Here is a 20,644-nt window from a genome sequence, read left to right on the forward strand (position 1 = left end):
TCAGGACATTTTGCGAATCCGTGGCTCTGACCGTGTCACGGATTCGGCGGTATTCTGCAAGGGAGCATTCTGGTGGAGAGTCACGCGGATATACGACAGGCCCTGAGATCGTCGGATGAAGAAACCCGGCGGGAGGCTGTGCATGCCCTGAGGGGAAAATCCTTGTCTGAATCCCGGGATGCCCTGTTTGTCGGCTTGGCCGATGTCAGTTGGAGAGTCCGCAAGGAAGCGGTCGACGTATTCGTTGCTGCCGACCCGGAAGAGGCCTGCATAACCGATCTGTTGGAGTTCCTGCGTAACGGCGACAACGCCGGCCTGAGGAATTCCGCCGCGGAAGCCATCATCAGGCTGGGGCTCCGCGCTGCAACACCGCTGATCGGGATGGTGCACGATGATGAGGCGGATGTCCGCAAATTCGTGGTCGATGTCATGGGAACAATCGCCGACGCCGGTTTTGTGCCCGTTCTGCTTGCCACCCTTTCGGACCCCGATGTCAACGTGGCTGCCGCAGCTGCCGAGCATCTGGGCAACATCGGCGATTCGAGCGTGGTCCCCGCGCTGATCGACAGCATTATCGGCAACGATGCACTCATTTTCCGCTTCAGTGCTCTGACCGCCCTGGGAAAGCTCTCCTCGCACCTGGCAGTCCCGGCAGAGATCATTGCGCTGGCGAAACAGGATATTCTCCGCGCCAGTGTCTACGAATGCCTCGGAAGCATCGGCGACGATTCGGTCGCGCCTATCCTTCTGAAAGGCTTCCGGTCCCGTCAGAAAAGCAGCCGCAGATCAGCCATCACGGCCTGGTATCGGATATTTTCACGTTCAAGCGTTACCGCGCGCGCAGTCATGGAGAATTCCCTGCTGAATCTGAAGGGAAGCACCGTGCTGCCCTTGCTGATCGAGTCATTCGATGCCGAGGACGCCGGCCTGGCCGAGGCGGTGACGGCTATATTGGGAATAACGGGCGACACGAGAAGCGCCACCACGCTGCTGAACGCCTTTGCAAACGAGCGTTATACCGGCATCGCCCTGACTTCATTGAAACGGCTGGGTGAGGACGGCCTGGCTGCACTCCTGACGCTGTACCAGGAGGCGGACGAGGTTTCCCGTTCCGCCATCTGTACCGTGGTGGGCGAGTTGGCGTGTCCGACCGGCAGCGACGTTATCCAGGAGGCATTGGGCGATGCCTCCCCCATGGTCCGCAAGGCTGCGGCCTCGGCAGCCGGCAGGCTCGGCATGACCGATTGCATTTCGACCGTCGTATCTCTGCTGGAGGATTCGGACCCAGAGGTCACCTCCGTCGCCATTGCCTGTCTCAAGCATCTGGCCGCTCTCGACCGAAACGCCATTCAGAACGTAGTCAGGGAACTGGGGGTATCCGATCAGGCTGAAAAGCGCCGCAATGCTGCCGTTCTGAGCGCCACGCTGGGTGACGGCGATACCCTTTCCCTGCTGGTAAAGGATGAAGATCCCGGCGTGCGGCAGATAGCGGTATCGGCGATCGGCTCCCTGCATCTGCCGGTGCATTGCAGCGTTCTTCTGCTCGCATTGGTCGACGAAGACCCGGATGTCCGCATTGCGGCCGCGGAAGCGTTGGGGGAGGTCGGTGGGACCGAGGTCGTGGAACCCCTCGTCCATGCCATGGAAGACGAAGACTGCTGGGTGCAGTGTGCGGTGCTGAGAGCCATTGCCGGAATCGAGCAGGACCGCGCCTTTTCGGTGATGGAATCTCTGGTTCCGCATGCCGAAGAGCTATTGATGGTCACCTGCCTGGAACTGCTGGAATCGATCGGAAATCGCGCGGCATTCGAGTTGGTAGAAACGGTGCTCGACCATCCCGATCATGAGATCATGATGCAGGCGGTCGGAATTCTTACCCGCCAAGGTGGAGAGTGGCTCGGTTCCAACGCGGAACGGCTTTTATCGCACCCCAATCATGCAGTCAGAGCCGCCTGGATAGATCTGGTGGCCGGTCTCCCCGCTGAGGATGCCCGGCATTTTCTCTCACGTGCCGAAAAGATAGAAAACGATCCCCAGCTCAGACTCCGGATCGTACGCCTGCTGGAAAGCCTCACATGACACTCGCTCCGTGCACGGCACAACTGATGAGTGACGAAGAGTTCCTGCTGTTTCGCGACAGCATCTACAAACATTGCGGCATCTACTTTGACGAGGATTCTAAATACCTGCTGGAAAAGCGGCTCTCCCGGCGCCTGACGGCTCTCAACATTGCAACCTATCGGGAATATTATCAGTTCTTGAAGTACAACCGCAGAAAAGATCAGGAAATGATGGATATCATGGATATCCTCACCACCAATGAAACCTATTTCTTTCGCGAATCGTACCAACTCAAGGCTTTTACCGATGAAATCATCCCGGAGTTGATCAAGACGAAGTCAGCCAAGGGAGATCATACCCTGCGCATCTGGAGCGCCGGCTGTTCCACCGGCGAAGAACCCTATACGATTGCCATGCTGATCCGCGATATTTCGGCGCTGCACGGCTGGAACATAGAAATTATCGGTACCGACATCAGCCAGCGCGTATTGCAGCACGCCCGGCGCGGGGTCTACGGCAAGACTTCGTTTCGCGCAACCGATGACTGGTACCTGAAGCGCTTCTTTCAACAGCAGGATGACGGCCAGAGGGTGACTGATGAAATCCGGGAGCTGGTGACCATCAGCCATCTCAACCTGTTCGATACGCACCGTATGATGATGCTCGGCAAAATGGATTTGATTTTCTGCAGGAATGTCATAATTTATTTCGATCTGGCAGCTAAAAAAAAGGTAGTCGAATCATTTCATAAAACCCTCTTTGATGGAGGTTTTCTACTTCTTGGGCACTCCGAGTCACTGATGAACATTTCCACACAATTCACACTGCGTCATTTCAAGAATGACATGATCTATCAAAAGCCCGAAAGGTCCGCACCCGGGGGGCTGTCGTGAAGAATATCAGGGTCGTGGTCGTCGACGATTCGGCCTTCAGCAGGCGCACCATCACCAAGATGCTCGACCGCATCGAAGGGGTCGAGGTGGTGGGGTATGCCATCAATGGGGAAGAGGGCATCCAGAAGGTGATCGCCCTCAAGCCTGACTTGGTTACCCTTGATCTGCAGATGCCCAAGATGGATGGCTTCACGCTGCTGCGGATTTTGACGGCCAGGTTTTCGGTCCCGGTCATTGTGATCAGTGCGCTCAGCGGGGCTGAAGAGGTGTTCAAGGCGCTGGAACTGGGAGCCTTCGATTTCATTGCCAAGCCGTCCAGCAGTGCCTCCACCGATCTTCTGACGATCCGCGGGGACCTGCAGCAGAAAGTCCTGCAGGTACTGAACCTCAAGCCCGGACGCCTCCGCCAGCACCAAGTACCCCTTCCCGAGGGTGAACAGCCTGAGCAGCGTCAAGACTTTCATCCCGCCCGCAGTGTGGAGAACAAGCGTCCGGTCAGTGTTGTTGCCATAGGTGCTTCAACGGGGGGGCCTCCTGCCTTGCAGGGCATTTTTTCCTCGTTTGAAAAGCATTACCCCTTTGCAGTCGTTGTTTCGCAGCATATGCCGGCCGGCTTCACCCGTGCCTTTGCCGAACGTCTCAACCGGAACTGCGCCTTTACGGTGAAAGAGGCGGAAGATGGCGATCCGGTGCTGCCCGGTCATGTTCTTATCGCTCCCGGGGGAAAGAACCTCCTTTTCGAACACCGTGGAGGAGAGGTGACGGCCAGGGTAGTGTCTCCCACGCCGGCCGACCGCTTTATCCCGTCCGTGGATGTCATGTTCGAGTCCTGCGCCTCGATCTTTCGCGACCGCCTGGTGGCCGTGGTCCTGACCGGCATGGGAAACGACGGCAGCAAGGGCATTCTGTCGGTCAAGCAGCAGGGAGGGTACGTTATTTCAGAATCAGAGGAAAGCGCCGTGGTTTTCGGGATGCCGCGCGAGGCTATCGCCACCGGCGTTGTCGACCGGGTGGCGCCGCTGCGGCATGTAGCCCGCGAAATCCTGGCCAAATGCGTAGTGGAATGATCAGGCTGCCGCGACCGGCTCTGCCGAGCCCGAGCAGCGTGAAAGTGTGATATGTTCTTATGAAAACAGAAAGGAAGGATACAGCTGTGGAGCAGAAGTACAATCCGTCTGAAGTGGAACAGAAGTGGCAGCAGCAATGGGAGCAGGCTTCGACCTTTACCGTCGGCGAGGATCCCGGCAAGAAGAAATACTACCTGCTGGAGATGTTTCCCTATCCCTCCGGCAGGATCCATATGGGGCATGTCCGCAATTATTCCATCGGTGATGTAGTCGGCCGCTTCAAGCGCATGCGGGGATTCAACGTCCTGCACCCGATGGGATGGGATGCCTTCGGCATGCCGGCGGAAAATGCCGCCATTCAGAACAAGAGTCATCCCGCCAAGTGGACCTATGAAAACATCGCCTATATGCGGGGCCAGCTGAAGAAGATGGGGCTTTCCTACGATTGGAACCGTGAACTGGCCACGTGCGATCTGGACTATTATCGCTGGGAACAGAAGATCTTCCTGGAGATGTTCGAGAAAGGGCTCGCATACAAAAAAACCTCCTTCGTGAACTGGTGTCCCAAGTGCGAAACCGTGCTGGCCAACGAGCAGGTGGAGGATGGTGCATGCTGGCGCTGCGACAACGAAGTTGTACAGAAGGAACTGGATCAGTGGTTCTTCCGCATTACCGACTACGCCGAGGAGCTGCTGAGTTTCACCGATCAGCTTCCCGGATGGCCCGAACGGGTGCTGGTGATGCAGCGCAACTGGATCGGCAAAAGCTTCGGGTGCGAAATCGATTTCCCTCTGGAAGGCATGAGTGATGCCATCAAGGTTTTCACCACCCGGCAGGACACCGTGTTCGGTGCCACCTTCATGTCCCTGGCCCCCGAACACCCCCTGGCCATGGAACTGACCACCCCTGACAGAAAGGCGGCGGTGGAACGCTTCATCGAATCGGTTGCCAAGACCGATCGCATGAAGAGGACCGCCGAGGACTTCGAGAAAGAGGGGGTCTTCACCGGTACCTACTGCATCAACCCGCTTACCAAAACCCGCATGCCGGTGTACCTGGCCAACTTCGTCCTGATGGACTACGGTACCGGCGCGGTCATGGCGGTTCCCACCCATGATCAGCGCGATTTCGAATTCGCCAGGAAATACTCCCTGCCCCTTCAGATCGTCATTCAGCCGGGCGAAGGCCAGGAACTGGAGACCGCCTCAATGACCGCGGCCTTCACCGAACCCGGGATCATGGTGAACTCCGGCACGTTCGACGGCATGCGCAGTGAACAGGCCAAAGAGGCCATTGCCGATTTCCTGGAACAGCAGGGGCTCGGAAAGAAGACGGTGAACTTCCGCCTGCGCGATTGGGGCATCTCACGCCAGCGGTACTGGGGCAATCCTATTCCGGTCATCTATTGCGATTGCTGCGGAGTCGTGCCGGTGCCGGAAAATGATCTGCCGGTCCGGCTTCCGATGGATGTGGAATTCAGCGGGGAAGGGGGCAGCCCCCTGGCAAAGCTGGACTCCTTCGTCAATGTGCCTTGCCCGCGCTGTGGCATGCCTGCCCGCCGGGAAACCGACACCATGGACACCTTCGTGCAGTCTTCCTGGTATTTCCTGCGCTACTGCTGCCCCGATTTTAAGGAAGGCCCCCTTGACCGCAAGCGGGTCGATTACTGGATGTCGGTCGACCAGTACATCGGCGGCATCGAGCATGCGGTTCTTCATCTGCTGTACGCCCGTTTCTTCACCAAGGTGCTGCGCGATCTCGGCTACATTACCTGCTCCGAACCGTTCACCAACCTGTTGACCCAGGGAATGGTCATCAAGGATGGGGCAAAGATGAGCAAATCCAAGGGCAATGTCGTCGATCCCAATGCCCTGATCGAGCGTTATGGCGCCGACACGGCCCGGCTGTTCTCGCTGTTTGCGGCACCGCCGGAAAAGGATCTCGATTGGAGCGATCAGGGGGTCGATGGCTCTTTCCGCTTTCTCAACCGCGTCTGGAGGCTGGTCCACGACCGGCTGGACCTGATCCGCAATGCCGGACCGGTCGATGTGAATACCCTCGCTGCCGAGGAACGCACCCTGCGGCGTGCGGTGCACAAGACGATCCGCAAGGTGACCGAAGACATCGAGGAGCGTTTCCATTTCAACACCGCCATCGCTTCGGTCATGGAGCTGCTGAATACCCTGCAGGGTTCGGAACTTGCGACGCCGCAGGCCGGGTCCGTGATGAAAGAAGCGCTGGACAGCATGGTCATGCTGCTGGCACCTTTTGTTCCCCACATCACCGAAGAGCTATGGCAGCGCCTCGGCCATGCCACGCCGCTGTCTGAAACTGCCTGGCCGGAGTACGACCGTTCTGCCGTTGTGGATGAAGAAGTGCTGGTGGTTGTCCAGGTCAACGGCAAGCTGCGTTCGAAAATCACCGTTGCCGCCGGGACCGATGAGGAAGCCTTGAAGGCCCTGGCGCTTGCCGACGAAAAGGTGCAGCCGTTCCTGCAGGGTGTCCAGGTTCGCAAGGTGATCTGCGTTCCCGGAAAACTGGTCAATATCGTGGTAGGGTAGGGCCGGCATGTCTGCGGGAAGAGTTACGTCCGCTTTGGCCATCTGCAGAGTCCTGCTGGTGCTGTGCGTTGTCATGGGATGCTCGGGGTGCGGTTACCGGTTTATCGGATCCACCGATCAGCGACTGGCCCCCGATCAGTCCCTGTGGGTAGCCTTCATCGGCAATGACACTGTCAGCCCTACGGCCCAGACCGTCATCCGCCGCGCACTTCTTGATGTCTCCCATGCCCAGCGGGGGATGAAGCCCGCCGGCAGCGAGTCTGAGGCCATGATCGTTGTAACCGGCGCCTTGCGTTCCTATACCACGACTGCCATATCCTATACGGCTGCCGACAGGGCCAGGGAATACCGGTTGTTGATCAATGTGGAGCTGGAAGTGCGTCGCAAGGGCACTGCCGCTCCGCTCTGGAAAGGCATGCTCCAGGCTTTCCAGGACTACCCTGCCAACGACAATCTCGCTCTGCAGAGAAACTCGGAAGAGGCCGCGCTGGCTGCGGCCTCGACCGTGCTTGCCCAGAGGTTTCTCGTTACGGTGGAACAATCCTACTGATATGACTGCTCAGGAACTTGAATCAGCCATCCAGAAGGACAGACTTCCCGCGGTCTGTTATCTGTACGGGGAGGAGTCCTTCCTGATCGAGAGGATGGCCCGCAAACTGCTCGAACGGGCCATCGACCCCTCGCTCAAAGACTTCAACTGCAATGTCTATTACGGCAACGAGTCCAAGGGCATCGAGATTGTCGATGCCGCCCAGACTCTGCCGATGTTCGCCGAGCGCAGGGCCGTGCTGGTAAAACGGGCAGAGCTGTTGAAGGCCGATGCACTGGAGACTTTGCTCCCGTATGTTCGCAATCCCGTTGCCAGCACCTGCCTGATATTTACCGGTCTCAAAATCGACCAGCGCAAGAAATTCTTCCTCGAACTGAAGAAACTGGGGGCGCTGGTGGAGTTCAAGCGCCTGTACGACAACAAGCTGCCCGGCTTTATCGCTGCCGAAGCGGTTGCCCTCGGCAAGCCGATTGAACCGGCGGCGGCTGAACTGCTGGCGCTCCTGATCGGCAACAATCTCCAGGAACTCTCCTCTCAGATTGAAAAACTGGTTGTCTATTGCGGTAACAGGCAGAAGATCACCCTGGATGACGTTCGCAGCATTGCCAGCAGCAGCAAGGCTTTTGACGCTTTTGAGCTGGCTCGCTTCCTCGGAACGAAGGATCTCAGGAATGCGCTGAAGAGCCTGGATGCCCTTTTTCGCAACGGCGAGGAGATTCCCCTGGTGATCGGGGCGCTTGCCCGGCATTTCAGGCAATTGTGGCGGGTGAGGGAGTTGTTGGATCGCAGGGTAGCCCAAGCGGAGATCGGCCGCGAAGTGGGAATAAATGCCTATTTTATCGGAGAGTACCTGCAGCAGGCGAAGAACTTCAGGAAAGACGAGCTGAAGAACGTCTTTGAAGGGCTCTACAATTGCGATATTTCGTCAAAGACGGGGGGCAATGCCTACACGCTCATGCATGCCCTGGTAGTGACGATTTGCACCAGAGCGGGAGCATAGGGACGCAACGGCTTTTAAAGCGTGCCGGTTTCGGAGTGGCAAACACAGCTGGCAGAACTGAAAAAGGGGACATCCTCAGTGGAAGTCCCCTTTTTGTATTCAATCGAATTGAAGGCTGTTAGCCGAGGGTGTTGACCAGTTTGGTCAGGCGCGATACGTTGCGCGAGGCGGTGGAAGCGTGGATAACGCCTTTGGATGCAGTTTTGTCGATAACGGGGATTGCTGCGTTCAGTGCTGCGACTGCGGCCTCCTTGTTCTTGGCTTCGACCGCTTCGCGTACCCGCTTGATATATGTTTTCAGTGTCGAGGAAACGTGCCGGTTACGGGCATTTTTCTTGGCATTCTGCTTGATCCTTTTGATTGCCGACTTGTGATGTGCCAAACTGCACCTCCAGTAAACGCAATTGCGTTGATTTGATTGAGTTAAAGTAGTTTTATTACCCTAATAGCCGAGGCATGTCAAGGAAATTTATGACGGGATTCGCACCTGTCGTCCCTCCACGCTGATTCTGTCGTCAGCGAAGAGTCCAATGGCTTCGGGGAAGATGCGATGCTCTTCCCGTTGAATGCGTGCAGACAGGGTCTCCTCGGTATCGTCCTGTTCGACCGGGACGACCGACTGAAGGATCACCGGTCCGGTGTCGGTGCCGCAGTCGACAAAATGCACCGTGCAGCCGCTGAATTTCACACCGTAATCGAGGGCCTGTTTCTGGGCATGAAGACCGGGGAAAGAGGGCAGCAGGGCAGGGTGGAGATTCATGATGGCATGGGGGAAAGCGCTCACCATAACCTCGGACAGAATCCGCATGAAACCGGCCAGCACGACGAGCCGGACCCCGTGTTCCCGCAGGATCGCGACCAGGGCTGCATCATATTCCCGACGATTTGCAAAGCCGCGGTTGTCGTGGATTATGGTCGCTATGCCGTGATTGGCGGCACGCGTCAGGGCAAAGGCCTCGGGATTGTTGCTGATCACGCAAACGATCCTGGCGTTCAGTTCGCCAGCCTCGATACGGTCGATGATGGCCTGGAGATTGGATCCGTTCCCGGATACCAGAACGGCCAGCTTGAGGGGCTCTCTGGCAACCATCACGATTCCACCAGTTTGGTGCTCTCGCTACCTGCGGAACAGGGGGTGATCTGTCCGATTACCCATGCCTGCTCTCCCAATCCGTGCAGCCGGTCGATCATATCCTCCGCATCATGCTCGGCCACCGCCAGCACCATGCCGATGCCCATATTGAAGGTGCGGTACATCTCCTCAAGTTCGACGTTGCCTGCGTCGCGCAGAATGTCGAACAGTTGGGGGCGTTGCCAGCTTGAGAGGCGGATGGATGCACAGCAGCCTTTCGGCAGGATGCGCGGGATATTTTCGAGAAGCCCGCCACCGGTGATATGGGCGATGCCGTTGATGGTGAAGTCCTTGAGCAGGTTCAGTATGGAACGTACGTAGATCCTGGTCGGCCTGAGCAGCTCTTCGGCAACCGAGTGTGTTGTTCCGGGAAAGGTATCGTCAATGGAGAGTCCCAGGCGCTCGAAAACCAGCTTGCGGGCGAGCGAATAGCCATTGCTGTGGAGGCCGCTGGAGGCGATGCCGATCAAGCGGTTGCCCACGGCAATGCCGGAGCCGTCGATGATGCTGTCGCGATCTGCCACCCCAACGGTGAATCCGGCGATGTCGTATTCGCCGTCCTGATAAAAACCGGGCATTTCAGCGGTTTCTCCGCCGATCAGGGCGCACCCGGCCTGCCGGCAGCCTTCGGCGATGCCTTTGACGATGTCGGCGGCCTTTTCGGGGAGCAGGTGCCCGGTGGCCAGATAATCGAGGAAAAAGAGCGGTTCAGCGCCCTGGACGATGATATCGTTGACGCACATGGCGACCAGGTCAATTCCGACCGTGTCATGTTTGTCTGCCAGGAATGCGATTTTCAGCTTGGTGCCGACGCCATCGGTTCCGGAGACGAGCACCGGGTTCTTGTACTTGGAGGTATTCAGCGAGAAGAGCCCTCCGAAGCCACCCAGGTCGGTCATGACCTCCGGTCTGAACGTCGACTTGACCAGCGGCTTGATCATGTTGACGAAGCTGTTGCCGGCAGCGATATCCACTCCGGCGTCTTTATAGGTAATTCTCTGATCGTTCAAGGTGATACCTCCGCTTTAGGAAAGAATCTTTGTAAAACATGGTGCTGTAAAAGTCAATTTCAAACTGCCCTCTTACTCCGGAGGACAGGAATAAACTTGACAAAATATGCTGTTTTGGGATTATTGAGGCACTATGCGTTCACACCTCGCGGGTACTGCCATACGTCTGTTCATGGTTATCCAGGCACTGCTGGTGCTGTCTCCCCCGGAAGGTTGTGCCGACATCTACAAATACGAGGACAGCGAAGGTGTTCTTCATTTTACGGATGCCCCTACCGACAAGCGTTTCGTGATTTTCATGCGGGACATCAAGAAGGACAGGGAACTGCGCACCCGTTTGAAGCTCTCCCAGAATGCCAATCCCGCAGAATACGAACAAATCATCAAGACCTGCTCGGAGAAATACGGTGTCAGCGCCCCGCTCATCAAGGCCGTCATTCACGCCGAGTCAGGCTATAACCCCAATGCCGTTTCGCACAAAGGAGCCAGCGGCCTGATGCAGCTCATGCCCGGCACCGCCAAGTCACTCAAGGTGAGCAACAGCTTCAATCCCCGGGACAATGTCGAAGGGGGGGTAAAATACCTTCGTTTTCTGCTGGATACCTTTCGGGGAGATGTCTCCCTGGCCCTGGCAGCTTACAATGCCGGGCTGAACAAGGTGGCCAAGTTCGGCGGGATACCTCCCTATGCCGAAACCCGCACCTATGTGGACCGGGTACTGTCCTACATGCAATCATACCAGGCAAACTGAACGATGACACCACGACAAAACCACCCCATTCTCAACCTTCCCAACATTCTGACCATGATGAGGATTGCCGCCATTCCCCTGATGGCCGGGCTTCTCATGTCCCCGAGCAGGCAGGCCGGATTCTGGGCGGCAGCAGTCTTTGCCCTGGCTTCGATTACCGATTGGCTGGACGGATACTTGGCTCGCAGAATGGGCATCGTAACTGTCTTCGGAAAGTTTCTCGATCCTATCGCGGACAAGCTGATCGTGATGGCTGCCCTGATCATGATCTTGCCGTATGGACGGGTGCCGGCCTGGATGGTGCTGGTCATTCTGGGGAGGGAAATCATTATCACCGGCCTGCGGGGAATCGCCTCCAGCGAGGGCATTGTCATTCAGGCCAGCGATTTGGGGAAGTATAAGACAATATTCCAGATCGTCGCCATTCTGGGATTGCTGCTGCATTACAACTACAACTGGCTGTTCGGCATCGGGCATCCGCTGCTGCAGGTGGACATGCACAATGTCGGCATGTTCTACCTCGCGATTGCGACGTTGCTGACGATCTGGTCGGGGGTAGATTACCTGGCAAAGTTCTTCAAAGTAATCATTCGCTGACAAAGCGGAGGCTAACGGTTCGACCTGCCCAGGGGAATTTCGAATTTTTCCGTCCCGAACATGAACTGAACGCGGTCGCGGTAGATATTCTCCACTCTCACCCCCTCAATCAAAGAGCCCCTCGAAACCGGAACATTGTTGATCATCGCCACACTGTCGATGCCATCCTGAAAAGCGATGCCATTGACCTTCAGTGCCGGTACCTGTCCGGTCATTGCGGAACGGATTTCAACCGGTGGCTTTACCGTCAGGGGGCGGGGCCCGGCCGAGGATGGTGCACCCTTTTCAGCAGGTGCCTGCTCCGCCCGGACCGGTTTCGCCTGCGCTGTTCTTTTGCCTGTATCCCGGGAGCCGGGGATGTGAGATATCTCTGCGGCGCCCGTCACCGTGCCGGCAGGTACAATCACCGGGTCAGGTTGTATGCGTTCTACCGGCACCGTCTGTGCCGAGCGATCCGAGTTTCCGGCGCCCTTCCGATTCGGCGCGGGTGGCGATACAGCGGGTTCCACAGGAACACCTTTCAGATGCAGATAGGTGACAGCACCGCCGCAGCCGAACAGGAACATGGCGATCAGGCCAAGTTTGAGGGGCGAGAGGCGGGGCCGTTCAGCGGTGCGCAGGATTTCCGCGTCGATCCTGAGGGAATCGGCCTGGCGCAGGGCTTTTTCGTCTTCCAGTTTTTTTAGCGCCTTCAGGATTGAGCTCATGGTTTCGGCGCACCTCTTTTCAGTGATGGGATCGCGTGAGCCGAGTCGTATATCGAGAGCGCTGCCAGCGTCAGCTCGCCGACGGAATCGTTGGCAGGAATACCCCGGGAACGCTGGAACTCGCGTACCGCAGCGATGGTGGCGCTGCTGTAGTCTCCGTCGATCGGATGGCGGTAAAAGCCGGCCTGCTTCAGCAGCCGCTGCAGGGCGCGTATTTCGAACTGTTTCTCCCCAGGCTCTATGATGTTGGGTATTTGCCCGTAATTTCTCCAGAGCAGGTAGTAGGTGCCACCGGCAATCCGTGCCAGATCTTCTTTTCTGATCGTACCGCCCGATGAAGGTTGTGGCGAGGTGGCCAGTGAATCCCTGTCCACGGATGTCACCGCCAGGCAGTAGTTGCCGAATTCACCGGGAATCCTGGTGGTTGCCAGCACGGGAAGGTCGAAGCGCAGGGCATCCTCCAGTTCACCTTTGAAGGGGGTGAGCTGCAGGTTTCTTTTGGCGGCAAGGCGGGCGAACATGCCCGGAACGCTCAAATGCCCTTTCATTACTTTGATGGGGGGGGCGTCCCAGCGCGCCATAAGGGCATTGAATGCGAGGATATGCGCATCGTTCTGGTTGCCGGCCAGCAGCTCCTTTTCCAGATTTGTGGAGGAAGTGACCACTGAGGCGGGTGCAGGGGGCGGTCCTGCCGGACTGCCGGTCAAAACGGCCGGAGTGACCGGCATGGTTGCACCAGCCGTCTCTTTTTTGCCTGATCCGGCCGTGGTGGAAGCGTACTCAAACAAGGGGCGGCCAGCAAACCAGCCCATGGCCGACACGGTCAGAAGCAGCGCCACGATGCCGGCACATGCCAGGGACAGGCGCCGGCTCCGGCCGGGATGGAGATTTTCCCAGATGGCCCGGGCAACGGTAGCTGCGGAAATGGTCCGGCGCTCATCACCATAAGCGACCAGAAGAGACCTGTCACAGACGATGTTGATCATCCGTGGAACGCCGCGGGTGTAGAAATAGATCAACTTGAGGCCTGCTCGACTGAAAGCCACGCCACCGGTTTCCCCGGCCACTTCCATGCGATGCCTGATATAGGCCCGCGTCTCGTCCTCGGTCATGGATTGGAGCTTGTAGCGGACCGCTATGCGTTGATTGAGCTGGCGAAGTTCGGGGCGCTCCAGAAGATGTTCCAGTTCCGGCTGGCCGGCCAGAATAATCTGTATGAGCTTGTCGTCTTCGGTTTCCAGATTGGAGATCAGGCGGACCTGTTCCAGCACCTCGGCCTGCAGGTTCTGGGCTTCGTCTATCACCAGGACCACGGTCTGTCCTTCGCGGTTCTCTGCCAGCAGGAAACGGTTGAGGGATGCGATCAGCTCGTTGGAGTGTTCGCTGCCTGAGTCGATGCCGAACTCCTGGTTGATGCTGCGCAGCAGCTCGGTACCGGTCATGCAGGGGTTCAAAATCAGGGCGCTGCGGTAATGATCGTCCTGCAACTGCCCCAGCAGGGTTCTCAATGCCGTGGTCTTGCCGGTACCGATTTCGCCGATCAGCTCTATGAACCCGTAGTGGTTGTTGATGCCGTACAGCAGGTGGGCAAAAGCTTCCTTGTGGTTTTTACTGAGGAAAATAAAGCGGGGATTGGGCGTCAGCGTAAACGGTTTTTCGTTGAATCCGAAGTATTTGGTATACATTGGTTACCGTTCTGGCTCAGATTGCCTGACACTATAAGATGGATATACTCCAATAAAATCTTTTTGTTTTCAAGACAAAAGCTTGTACATTTGGCAGCCGCTCCAGATACGGGGCGGGACCAGTGACAGCCCCGGGAAACTCATAATCCATGCGATATATAGCATTCAAGCCGGCAATACCCGACAGCATGATCCAAAACAGTCTGGATTCATCCGACCTGCGGAGGGTGGTTGCAACCTACCCCTTCCGCATTTCCGGTTACTATGCCGGCCTGATCCGGTACCAGGATGATCCGATCTGGCGTCAGTGCATCCCGGATGTCCGCGAACTGGACGATGGGCAACACCCTGATCCGCTTGCCGAGACTGCCCTCAGTCCGGTGCCCAAGCTCATCCACCGCTATCCGGACCGTGTCGTGGTGCTCGTCTCGAACCGATGCCCGGTATATTGCCGTTTCTGCATGCGCAAACGCCATGTGGGAAGGGAAGATACACCCCTCAGTCTGCCGGAGTTCGAACAGATCCTTGCCTATATCGCGGCCAGGCCTGCCATCCGGGACGTCATTCTTTCGGGCGGGGACCCGCTCATGCTCGACGACGGCTCCCTGCGGTACCTGCTGACGAGGCTGCGTGCCATCAGCCATGTGGGCGTGATCCGTCTCGGCACCCGCATTCCCGTTACCCTGCCGGAACGCGTGACCCCGGAATTGTGCGGCATCCTCAGGCAGTTTCACCCGCTGTATATCAACACCCACTTCAATCATCCGGCGGAGATGACGACCGCATCGGCCGAAGCCTGCCGGCTGCTGGCGGATGCCGGCATTCCGCTGGGAAACCAGACGGTGCTGCTGCGCGGGGTAAACGACACGGTTGAAACGATGAGGGAGTTGATGACCGGACTGCTGCAGCTCAGAGTCAGACCCTATTATATCCATCAGATGGACCTGGTCAAGGGAACCGGCCATTTTCGGACACCTCTATCGACGGGACTTGAGATAATGAAAGGCTTGCGCGGGCATGTTTCCGGGCTGGCAGTGCCGTACTACGTGATCGATCTGCCGGACGGCAAGGGGAAAGTGCCGGTGCTGCCCGATGCTGCCGAGAGGGAAGGGGATATGTGGACGCTGACGACCTATCAGGGTGAGCGGGTACGTTATCGCGATCTTACAGCTCTTCCGGGGTAAATGCCACCACATCGTCGATCGTGTCCGTATCTGCCAGCAGCATCACCAGGCGATCGACGCCGAGTGCGATCCCGGCCGAAGGGGGCATGGCGGCCAATTCATCGAGAAACGGTTCCGGAAGGGGCAGGCGGGGCATGCCGTTCGACAGCCGCGTGCAGTTCGCCTGCAGGAACCGTTCACGCTGCTCAGGGGGGTCGTTGAGCTCGCTGAATCCGTTGGCCAGTTCCAGTCCGCCGGCGTACAGTTCGAATCGTTCGGCCACGCTCCGATCTTCAGGCTTCAGACGGGCAAGGGCCGCCATCTCGGTCGGGTAATCCTTCAGGATAACCGGGACGTTGCGCGGCAGTCCCGGCTCGATGCAGGTCACCATGAGTTCGTCAAAACTGCCGTCCTTCACGGCCTCTTCCATCCTTTTCGAACAGTAGCGCGCAAAGGCCTCCCGAACCGTCAGGTGCTCCGCTTTCCGGTCCAGGGCGATCGATTCTCCCTGATAGATCATGGAGCCCGTTCTCCTGCATTCAGATACCACCCGGCTCAACAGGTTCTCACAGTCCCTCATCAGGTCCCGATAGTCGCCGTTGCTGCGATACCATTCCAGCATGGTGAACTCGGGGCAGTGTCGGCGGCCCCGTTCCTCGCCGCGCCAGCAGCGGCTGATCTGGAATATTCTGTCATGCCCGCGGCACAGAAGCCGTTTCATACAGACCTCGGGAGAGGTTTGCAGGTACCAGTGCGCCGTCGGCAGAGGTTCGATGTGTTCCTCGACGGCATTGGCCGGTATCCGGAGAGGGGTCTCCACCTCCAGAAATCCCTGGTCTTCGAAGAAAGACCTGATGGCCCGGATTATGGCTGCGCGCAGGTGCAGGTTGTGGATTCGATGCGGCATGTGTATCCCTGAAAAAAAGAGGGGGCGAGCCGCTGCGACTCGCCCCCTCGGTAGTACTCGATGTTTGCTGCTTACCCCTTGACCCGGGTGGAGTACTCGCCGGTGCGGGTATCGATGGTGATCAGTTCACCTTCTTCGATGAAGGGAGGGACTCTCAGCACGTAGCCGGTTTCAACGGTGGCCGGTTTCGAATCGTTGCCGGAGGTGTCCCCCTTGGCCCACGGATCGGTCTGGGTAACCCGCAGATTCACGAAATTGGGCAGGGTGACCCCGATGGCCTTTTCGCCGAACAGCAGCACATCCACCTTCAGGTTTTCCAGCAGAAAATTTTTGGCGTCACCCAGCGTCTCCTCTTCCATCATAACCTGCTCATAGGTCTGCTGGTCCATGAACGTGTAGTGGGTGTCCTCCTTGTAGAGGTATTCCATCTGGCGTTCTTCCAGGCTGGCTGGATCGAAGGTTTCGCCGGAGCGGTAGGTCCGGTCGAGGATGGTGCCGTTGATCATGTTGCGCATTTTTGTGCGATAAAGAGCCTGGCCTTTGCCGGGCTTGGTGAAATCGAAGGCGATAACGACGTAGGGGTCGCCGTCGAGTATGATTTTGAGACCTTTTTTCAAATCCGCTACGCTGTACATTGGTTCCTCACTGAATTGTTTTTAAATGCGACAAGCCCATTGATAGCTGAATGGGCCTGTTGTCGTGAATGCGGAAAGACTGATTTATTTGGCGCGATAGGTAATACGGCCGCGGCTCAAGTCGTAGGGGGAAAGTTCGACGGTAACTTTATCGCCGGGAAGTATCTTGATGAAATATTTGCGCATTTTGCCGGAGATATGGGCCAATACCACATGGTCGTTTTCGAGTTTGACCCGAAACATGGCATTGGGGAGTGGTTCGATTACCGTTCCTTCGACTTCAATGGCCTCTTCTTTACTCATGCAGGAAAATGCTCCTTAGATTGGGAGGTTAAAATAAATCCACCGACTAGAATACAATAATTATTGAAAAATGCAAGGTTTATTACTTTGCGCAGGGGCTGTGCAGGGGCACTCGACCAGGTCAGGCCGGGAATCAGCAAGGCCGGACTTCTGTGTCTGCAGAGCGGGAATGGTTCAGGTATCCGATTTTACGATCATTTCTTTCAGCCAGGTTTCAACCGTTTCCCTATGGTATTTGACGGAACCTCCCAGTTTTATCCGGCCGGGCAGTTTTCCTCCGTTGTCCATTCTAATGAGCGTTGCCCTCGATACCCCCAGGAGTGCGCACATGTCCGCCACCGATAGCAGCAGCGCCTCTTTGTTGACCGGTTTTGGCGCACGCGGCTGCGATGCCGATCGACCCGGTTTGGCAGCTTTTTTTCTGGGGGATTTTCCTGTGGTCGGAGGCTTTTTTTTGCCCGTCTTTGGGGTCTTGTCTGTAGCGGCTTTGGGTTTCGTCACAAATGGGGCGCCGAACTCGGCAAACAGCGGCGCATCGTGATACATATCCTCGCTGGTGCGGGTATCCTTCTTTTTCAAGGGAGAATCCATGCGGTGTGTGCTCCATTGCCCGAGGTTTTGTCCACCATCAAAATGTTCCAGACTTTATCGCACTGTATCAAATGGTGTCAAGTCGAAGCAACTGGTGCAGAACAGAGAGGGGCGCACAGACAGCAAATAGCGGGAGTGGATTCGCGGATACAGAAGGTTGTCAGGGAAATGGACAAACAGGGGATGTGCCCTGAGTCCCAGGCCGGGGGCGGGTGGTATTATATGAAATGGAGCAGAGGTAACGGTGTAGTGATCATCCCAGTCCGGTCCACCTGAGGCTCAATTCCCTCAGGCGCCTGCGGGAATCTTCGTCATAGGCCTGTTCCTGGACTCTGGATGGCTTGTCCTGGTCGAAGTAGATTCCGTTCACTCCGGCCAGTTCTTTCGAAACTGCCAGGAGTTCCACATGGCGTGCGCCCTCTTCCACGGTCGTTCGCGGGGTGCCGAACCATTCGCGCACCATCCTGGTATCCATCAGCGATGCCGGGTGCAGGGCGGTGGCTGTCACCCCGGTGCCAGCCAATTGCTCGGCCAGATCGAAGGTCAGCATCACCAGTGCCAGTTTGCTCTGGCTGTAGGCGCGCATGCCGTCGTAGGAGCGTTCCAGCATGACATCGTCGAAATCGATGCTTCGCTGGGCGACCGAGGCCACATTGACGATGCGCGACTCTCCGGCCTTTTCCGCTGTCGCACGCAGCAGCGGCAGGAGCAGGCGGGTGAGCAGGAAGGGGGCCAGGTAGTTGACTCCCCACCTCAATTCGAAGCCGTCGGTGCTGGTCTCCCGTTGTGCGGGCCTTGAACCGGCCCCAAGGCCGGCATTGTTGATCAGTACGTCGAGACGGGGGCGGCTGCCGGAGACCTCCGCGGCCAGACGGCGCACCTCGTCCAGGGAAGCCAGATCGGCATTGAGATAGTGCAACCGTTCGTTGCCCGTGGTCTCCCGGATCCCGGCCAGCACCCGCCGCCCTTTCTCCGGATTCCTGCCATGGAGCAGCAGCGTCATGCCGCCTCGGGCAAGGTCTGTTGCCACCTTTTCTCCCAATCCGTCCGTAGCGCCGGTTATGAGAATGGTTGTGTCTTCCGTGCGTTCCATCGAACATCCTCCTCAACAGGATGTGAAGCGGAAAGAACCGGCCTCATAGAAAAAGTTTCCCACGTTTCTGCAGGATGTACAGGCTGGGTCATTGCTTCATCCACGAGGTTTTTGTCTCAAGCAGCATCCCATCTTCCCGTGTGGCCTGGGAAAGGCTCCCCGCTTCGGCTTGAATACAGATGAAATACAGGTCTTCAGTGCCGGCCTTCCACGCCCGTTCCCCTTCGGGCGCCACACGGATCAGACTGCCTTCGCCGATCGGGAATTCTTCGCCGTCGATGTAGAAAATCCCGCTGCCTCGCAGCACGATGTACAGCTCTTCGTTCTTCTTGTGGCTGTGGACAAAGGGCATTCCCTTGCCGGCCGGCAGACGGTTGAGCGACACCTCACAACCAGTCAGCCCCAGGTTTTCGCCGACGAAATACTTGCCGTGGAACCCGAGAAAATCCCGCTCCAGCAGGGTTGCGAATGAACCGAGGTGCTCGGCGCTGTGGTTTTTGCCTTGAACGATCATGATTTCCTCCTCCATGGTTATATGGACCGCTTAGTCCAGAAATCTTCAAAAAAAATCAGTCGAGCGCTCTCAGAATAACGGCAACGATATCGCGAACCTGCTGTTCATCAGCTCCCCCTTTGACCACGGTCTTCAGGCCTCCCAGGCTGCTGAGAAGGTAATTGGCCGCCTTGTCCGGATCCAGATCGGCAGCGATGTCCTGTTCGGACTGGCCGCGCCGTATCGCTGCGCCCAGGATGGCCCGCAAGCTTTCAAAGCCGTTGTTCACCTGAAGCGCCACCTCGCTGTCCTTGAGAGCAAATTCCGTGGCGGTATTCATCAGCAGGCAGCCGCGCCGCAATGCCAGCGGCTGCCGCGACTCGTTAGCCGCAGAGAGCAGGATCTGCTCGATGAAGGCACGTGCGGAGCGTGAAGCCGCAAATTTTTCGCGCAGCAGTTCATCGACCCTTCCCCGGTAGCGTTCCACACAGCGCAGAAACAGTTCCTTCTTCCCTCCAAAAGCCTGGTAGAAACTACTTTTGGACAGCCTCATGGCAGTCAGCAGATCGTTCAGCGAGGTCGCCTCATAGCCCTGGGACCAGAACAGCTCCAGCGCGGCGTTCAGGACCGTGTCAGGGTTGTATGTCAAAGGTCTGCCGAGCGACATGCCCCGTATTTGTACCAATTGGTCCGAAATGTCAAAACAAAAAAACAGGATACGGTCGACGACCTGCTGAGAGGCCGCCCGATTTTGACGTGCATGAATTACAACCTGCCTGAATCCCGTCTTTAATGTACTACGGCATCACGGCTGATATCGCACATGATGCAGCGCCACCCGTAAAATACCGTGCTGTAATAGATGCTGTTGCCATATCCCAGATGAAGGCCGATACCTGCAATGTCCCAGATACCTTTCCTGCCACAGCGGGGGCATCTGCCCGCCTGGCCGTCGTGAATCGGGCATTTGCAGGCGACCTTCAGGGCGGCAACCTCCTTTGCAACGATATCCCGATATTGTTTGGCATTTTCGTACATGACCGTTCTCCTTCCGGCGACCCATACGAAAGAGAAAGCCCCGTTCCAGTGGAATGACGGGGCTTACCATGATGTATCGGATCGACTTTGTGAGATGGGCTTTCGTCATCACCTCCCGGGTGTGCGTCTTCGGGCTTGAACCCAGGGTATTCTTTCGCATCTCTGGTTTTATGGTAGCAACCCCCTGTATTTTTCACAAGAGTGCCGGGCGATAGAGAAAATGCGGTGCCGAGACATGCTTCTGAAAGCGGCTCACACTCTCACAAATCCTCCTCCGTTTCGGTTGTGCAAGCCACCGTTCACATTGCATAGAACGGGGAGGGGAGTACACTTTTGAAAGAGGAACGAGCATGAATCGTGGCAATTCCAGTGTCTCATTCGTGTGATGCTGACGGGCACATGGTGTC

Annotated in this window: 22 protein-coding genes; 9 read left to right on the forward strand and 13 right to left on the reverse strand. The window is 57.2% G+C overall.

The features are described from left to right. The first annotated feature begins 72 nt into the window (after positions 1 to 72). From GSVR_RS10710 to holA, 6 genes are all read left to right on the forward strand, one after another. Positions 73 to 2,079 carry a HEAT repeat domain-containing protein gene (locus GSVR_RS10710; protein WP_173199382.1) on the forward strand — a complete coding sequence of 669 codons (2,007 nt, stop codon included), beginning with the start codon at positions 73 to 75 and terminating at the stop codon, positions 2,077 to 2,079. Beyond that, complete coding sequence (locus tag GSVR_RS10715) at positions 2,076 to 2,954, forward strand: protein-glutamate O-methyltransferase CheR (protein WP_239077521.1); 879 nt, start codon at positions 2,076 to 2,078, stop codon at positions 2,952 to 2,954. Before GSVR_RS10710 ends, GSVR_RS10715 begins: the two co-directional genes overlap by 4 nt. Further along, positions 2,951 to 4,021: a chemotaxis response regulator protein-glutamate methylesterase gene (locus tag GSVR_RS10720; RefSeq protein ID WP_173199380.1), complete on the forward strand. Its 1,071-nt coding sequence runs from the start codon at positions 2,951 to 2,953 to the stop codon at positions 4,019 to 4,021. The genes GSVR_RS10715 and GSVR_RS10720 overlap by 4 nt, the downstream gene beginning before the upstream one ends. Before the next feature lie 86 nt (positions 4,022 to 4,107). Beyond that, positions 4,108 to 6,582: a leucine--tRNA ligase gene (gene leuS / locus GSVR_RS10725; RefSeq protein ID WP_173199378.1), complete on the forward strand. Its 2,475-nt coding sequence runs from the start codon at positions 4,108 to 4,110 to the stop codon at positions 6,580 to 6,582. A 7-nt stretch (positions 6,583 to 6,589) separates the two neighbouring features. After that, the gene (gene lptE / locus GSVR_RS10730; RefSeq protein ID WP_173199376.1) at positions 6,590 to 7,132 is read left to right on the forward strand and encodes an LPS assembly lipoprotein LptE; all 543 of its coding nucleotides are present in this window, start codon (positions 6,590 to 6,592) and stop codon (positions 7,130 to 7,132) included. Position 7,133: 1 nt separating this feature from the next. Beyond that, positions 7,134 to 8,132 carry a DNA polymerase III subunit delta gene (gene holA, locus GSVR_RS10735; protein ID WP_173199374.1) on the forward strand — a complete coding sequence of 333 codons (999 nt, stop codon included), beginning with the start codon at positions 7,134 to 7,136 and terminating at the stop codon, positions 8,130 to 8,132. 118 nt (positions 8,133 to 8,250) lie between these two features. Here the strand turns inward: holA and rpsT are convergent, their stop codons facing one another. The 3 genes from rpsT to purM form a co-directional block, all read right to left on the reverse strand. Beyond that, positions 8,251 to 8,514, reverse strand: coding sequence for a 30S ribosomal protein S20 (gene rpsT / locus GSVR_RS10740; protein WP_173199372.1), 264 nt, complete (start codon positions 8,512 to 8,514; stop codon positions 8,251 to 8,253). An 87-nt stretch (positions 8,515 to 8,601) separates the two neighbouring features. Next, entirely contained in the window at positions 8,602 to 9,222 is a 621-nt protein-coding gene (gene purN / locus GSVR_RS10745) for a phosphoribosylglycinamide formyltransferase (RefSeq protein WP_173199678.1), read from the reverse strand. Beyond that, on the reverse strand, positions 9,222 to 10,274 hold the full coding sequence (gene purM / locus GSVR_RS10750; protein WP_173199369.1) for a phosphoribosylformylglycinamidine cyclo-ligase: 1,053 nt from the start codon (positions 10,272 to 10,274) through the stop codon (positions 9,222 to 9,224). Before purM ends, purN begins: the two co-directional genes overlap by 1 nt. A 172-nt stretch (positions 10,275 to 10,446) precedes the next feature. Between purM and GSVR_RS10755 the strand changes: the two genes are divergently transcribed. Together GSVR_RS10755 and pgsA are read left to right on the forward strand one after the other, a co-directional pair. Next, entirely contained in the window at positions 10,447 to 11,025 is a 579-nt protein-coding gene (locus tag GSVR_RS10755) for a lytic transglycosylase domain-containing protein (RefSeq protein ID WP_173199676.1), read from the forward strand. Between the two features lie 3 nt (positions 11,026 to 11,028). Further along, positions 11,029 to 11,622: a CDP-diacylglycerol--glycerol-3-phosphate 3-phosphatidyltransferase gene (gene pgsA / locus GSVR_RS10760; RefSeq protein WP_173199367.1), complete on the forward strand. Its 594-nt coding sequence runs from the start codon at positions 11,029 to 11,031 to the stop codon at positions 11,620 to 11,622. A gap of 11 nt (positions 11,623 to 11,633) precedes the next feature. Here the strand turns inward: pgsA and GSVR_RS10765 are convergent, their stop codons facing one another. Together GSVR_RS10765 and GSVR_RS10770 are read right to left on the reverse strand one after the other, a co-directional pair. Further along, complete coding sequence (locus tag GSVR_RS10765) at positions 11,634 to 12,329, reverse strand: hypothetical protein (RefSeq protein WP_173199365.1); 696 nt, start codon at positions 12,327 to 12,329, stop codon at positions 11,634 to 11,636. Beyond that, a complete protein-coding gene (locus GSVR_RS10770) occupies positions 12,326 to 14,014 on the reverse strand; it encodes an ExeA family protein (protein ID WP_173199363.1) in 1,689 nt (562 codons plus the stop codon). The genes GSVR_RS10765 and GSVR_RS10770 overlap by 4 nt, the downstream gene beginning before the upstream one ends. Positions 14,015 to 14,163: 149 nt before the next feature. On the opposite strand from GSVR_RS10770, the gene GSVR_RS10775 reads away from it, so the two are divergent. Next, a complete protein-coding gene (locus GSVR_RS10775; RefSeq protein ID WP_173199361.1) occupies positions 14,164 to 15,198 on the forward strand; it encodes a KamA family radical SAM protein in 1,035 nt (344 codons plus the stop codon). On the opposite strand, the gene epmA is transcribed toward GSVR_RS10775, so the two are convergent. From epmA to GSVR_RS10815, 8 genes are all read right to left on the reverse strand, one after another. Continuing rightward, positions 15,179 to 16,084 (reverse strand): EF-P lysine aminoacylase EpmA, encoded by a 906-nt coding sequence (gene epmA / locus GSVR_RS10780; protein WP_173199359.1) that lies wholly within the window; start codon positions 16,082 to 16,084, stop codon positions 15,179 to 15,181. The genes GSVR_RS10775 and epmA overlap by 20 nt on opposite strands. 71 nt (positions 16,085 to 16,155) lie before the next feature. Further along, positions 16,156 to 16,719, reverse strand: coding sequence for an elongation factor P (gene efp, locus GSVR_RS10785; RefSeq protein WP_173199357.1), 564 nt, complete (start codon positions 16,717 to 16,719; stop codon positions 16,156 to 16,158). An 84-nt stretch (positions 16,720 to 16,803) separates the two neighbouring features. Further along, a complete protein-coding gene (gene infA / locus GSVR_RS10790) occupies positions 16,804 to 17,022 on the reverse strand; it encodes a translation initiation factor IF-1 (protein ID WP_149210216.1) in 219 nt (72 codons plus the stop codon). A 174-nt stretch (positions 17,023 to 17,196) separates the two neighbouring features. Next, entirely contained in the window at positions 17,197 to 17,613 is a 417-nt protein-coding gene (locus GSVR_RS10795; RefSeq protein ID WP_173199355.1) for an AlpA family transcriptional regulator, read from the reverse strand. 253 nt (positions 17,614 to 17,866) lie between these two features. Further along, positions 17,867 to 18,706 (reverse strand): SDR family NAD(P)-dependent oxidoreductase, encoded by an 840-nt coding sequence (locus tag GSVR_RS10800; RefSeq protein ID WP_173199353.1) that lies wholly within the window; start codon positions 18,704 to 18,706, stop codon positions 17,867 to 17,869. 88 nt (positions 18,707 to 18,794) lie between these two features. Continuing rightward, positions 18,795 to 19,220, reverse strand: a complete 426-nt coding sequence (locus GSVR_RS10805) for a cupin domain-containing protein (RefSeq protein ID WP_173199351.1) — start codon at positions 19,218 to 19,220, stop codon at positions 18,795 to 18,797. Between the two features lie 55 nt (positions 19,221 to 19,275). Continuing rightward, positions 19,276 to 19,848, reverse strand: a complete 573-nt coding sequence (locus GSVR_RS10810; RefSeq protein WP_173199349.1) for a TetR/AcrR family transcriptional regulator — start codon at positions 19,846 to 19,848, stop codon at positions 19,276 to 19,278. 140 nt (positions 19,849 to 19,988) lie between these two features. Continuing rightward, on the reverse strand, positions 19,989 to 20,237 hold the full coding sequence (locus tag GSVR_RS10815; protein WP_173199347.1) for a hypothetical protein: 249 nt from the start codon (positions 20,235 to 20,237) through the stop codon (positions 19,989 to 19,991). Between the last annotated feature and the right edge of the window lie 407 nt (positions 20,238 to 20,644).

Origin of the sequence: Geobacter sp. SVR, from assembly GCF_016865365.1 — a bacterium.
Classification (GTDB): domain Bacteria; phylum Desulfobacterota; class Desulfuromonadia; order Geobacterales; family Pseudopelobacteraceae; genus Pelotalea.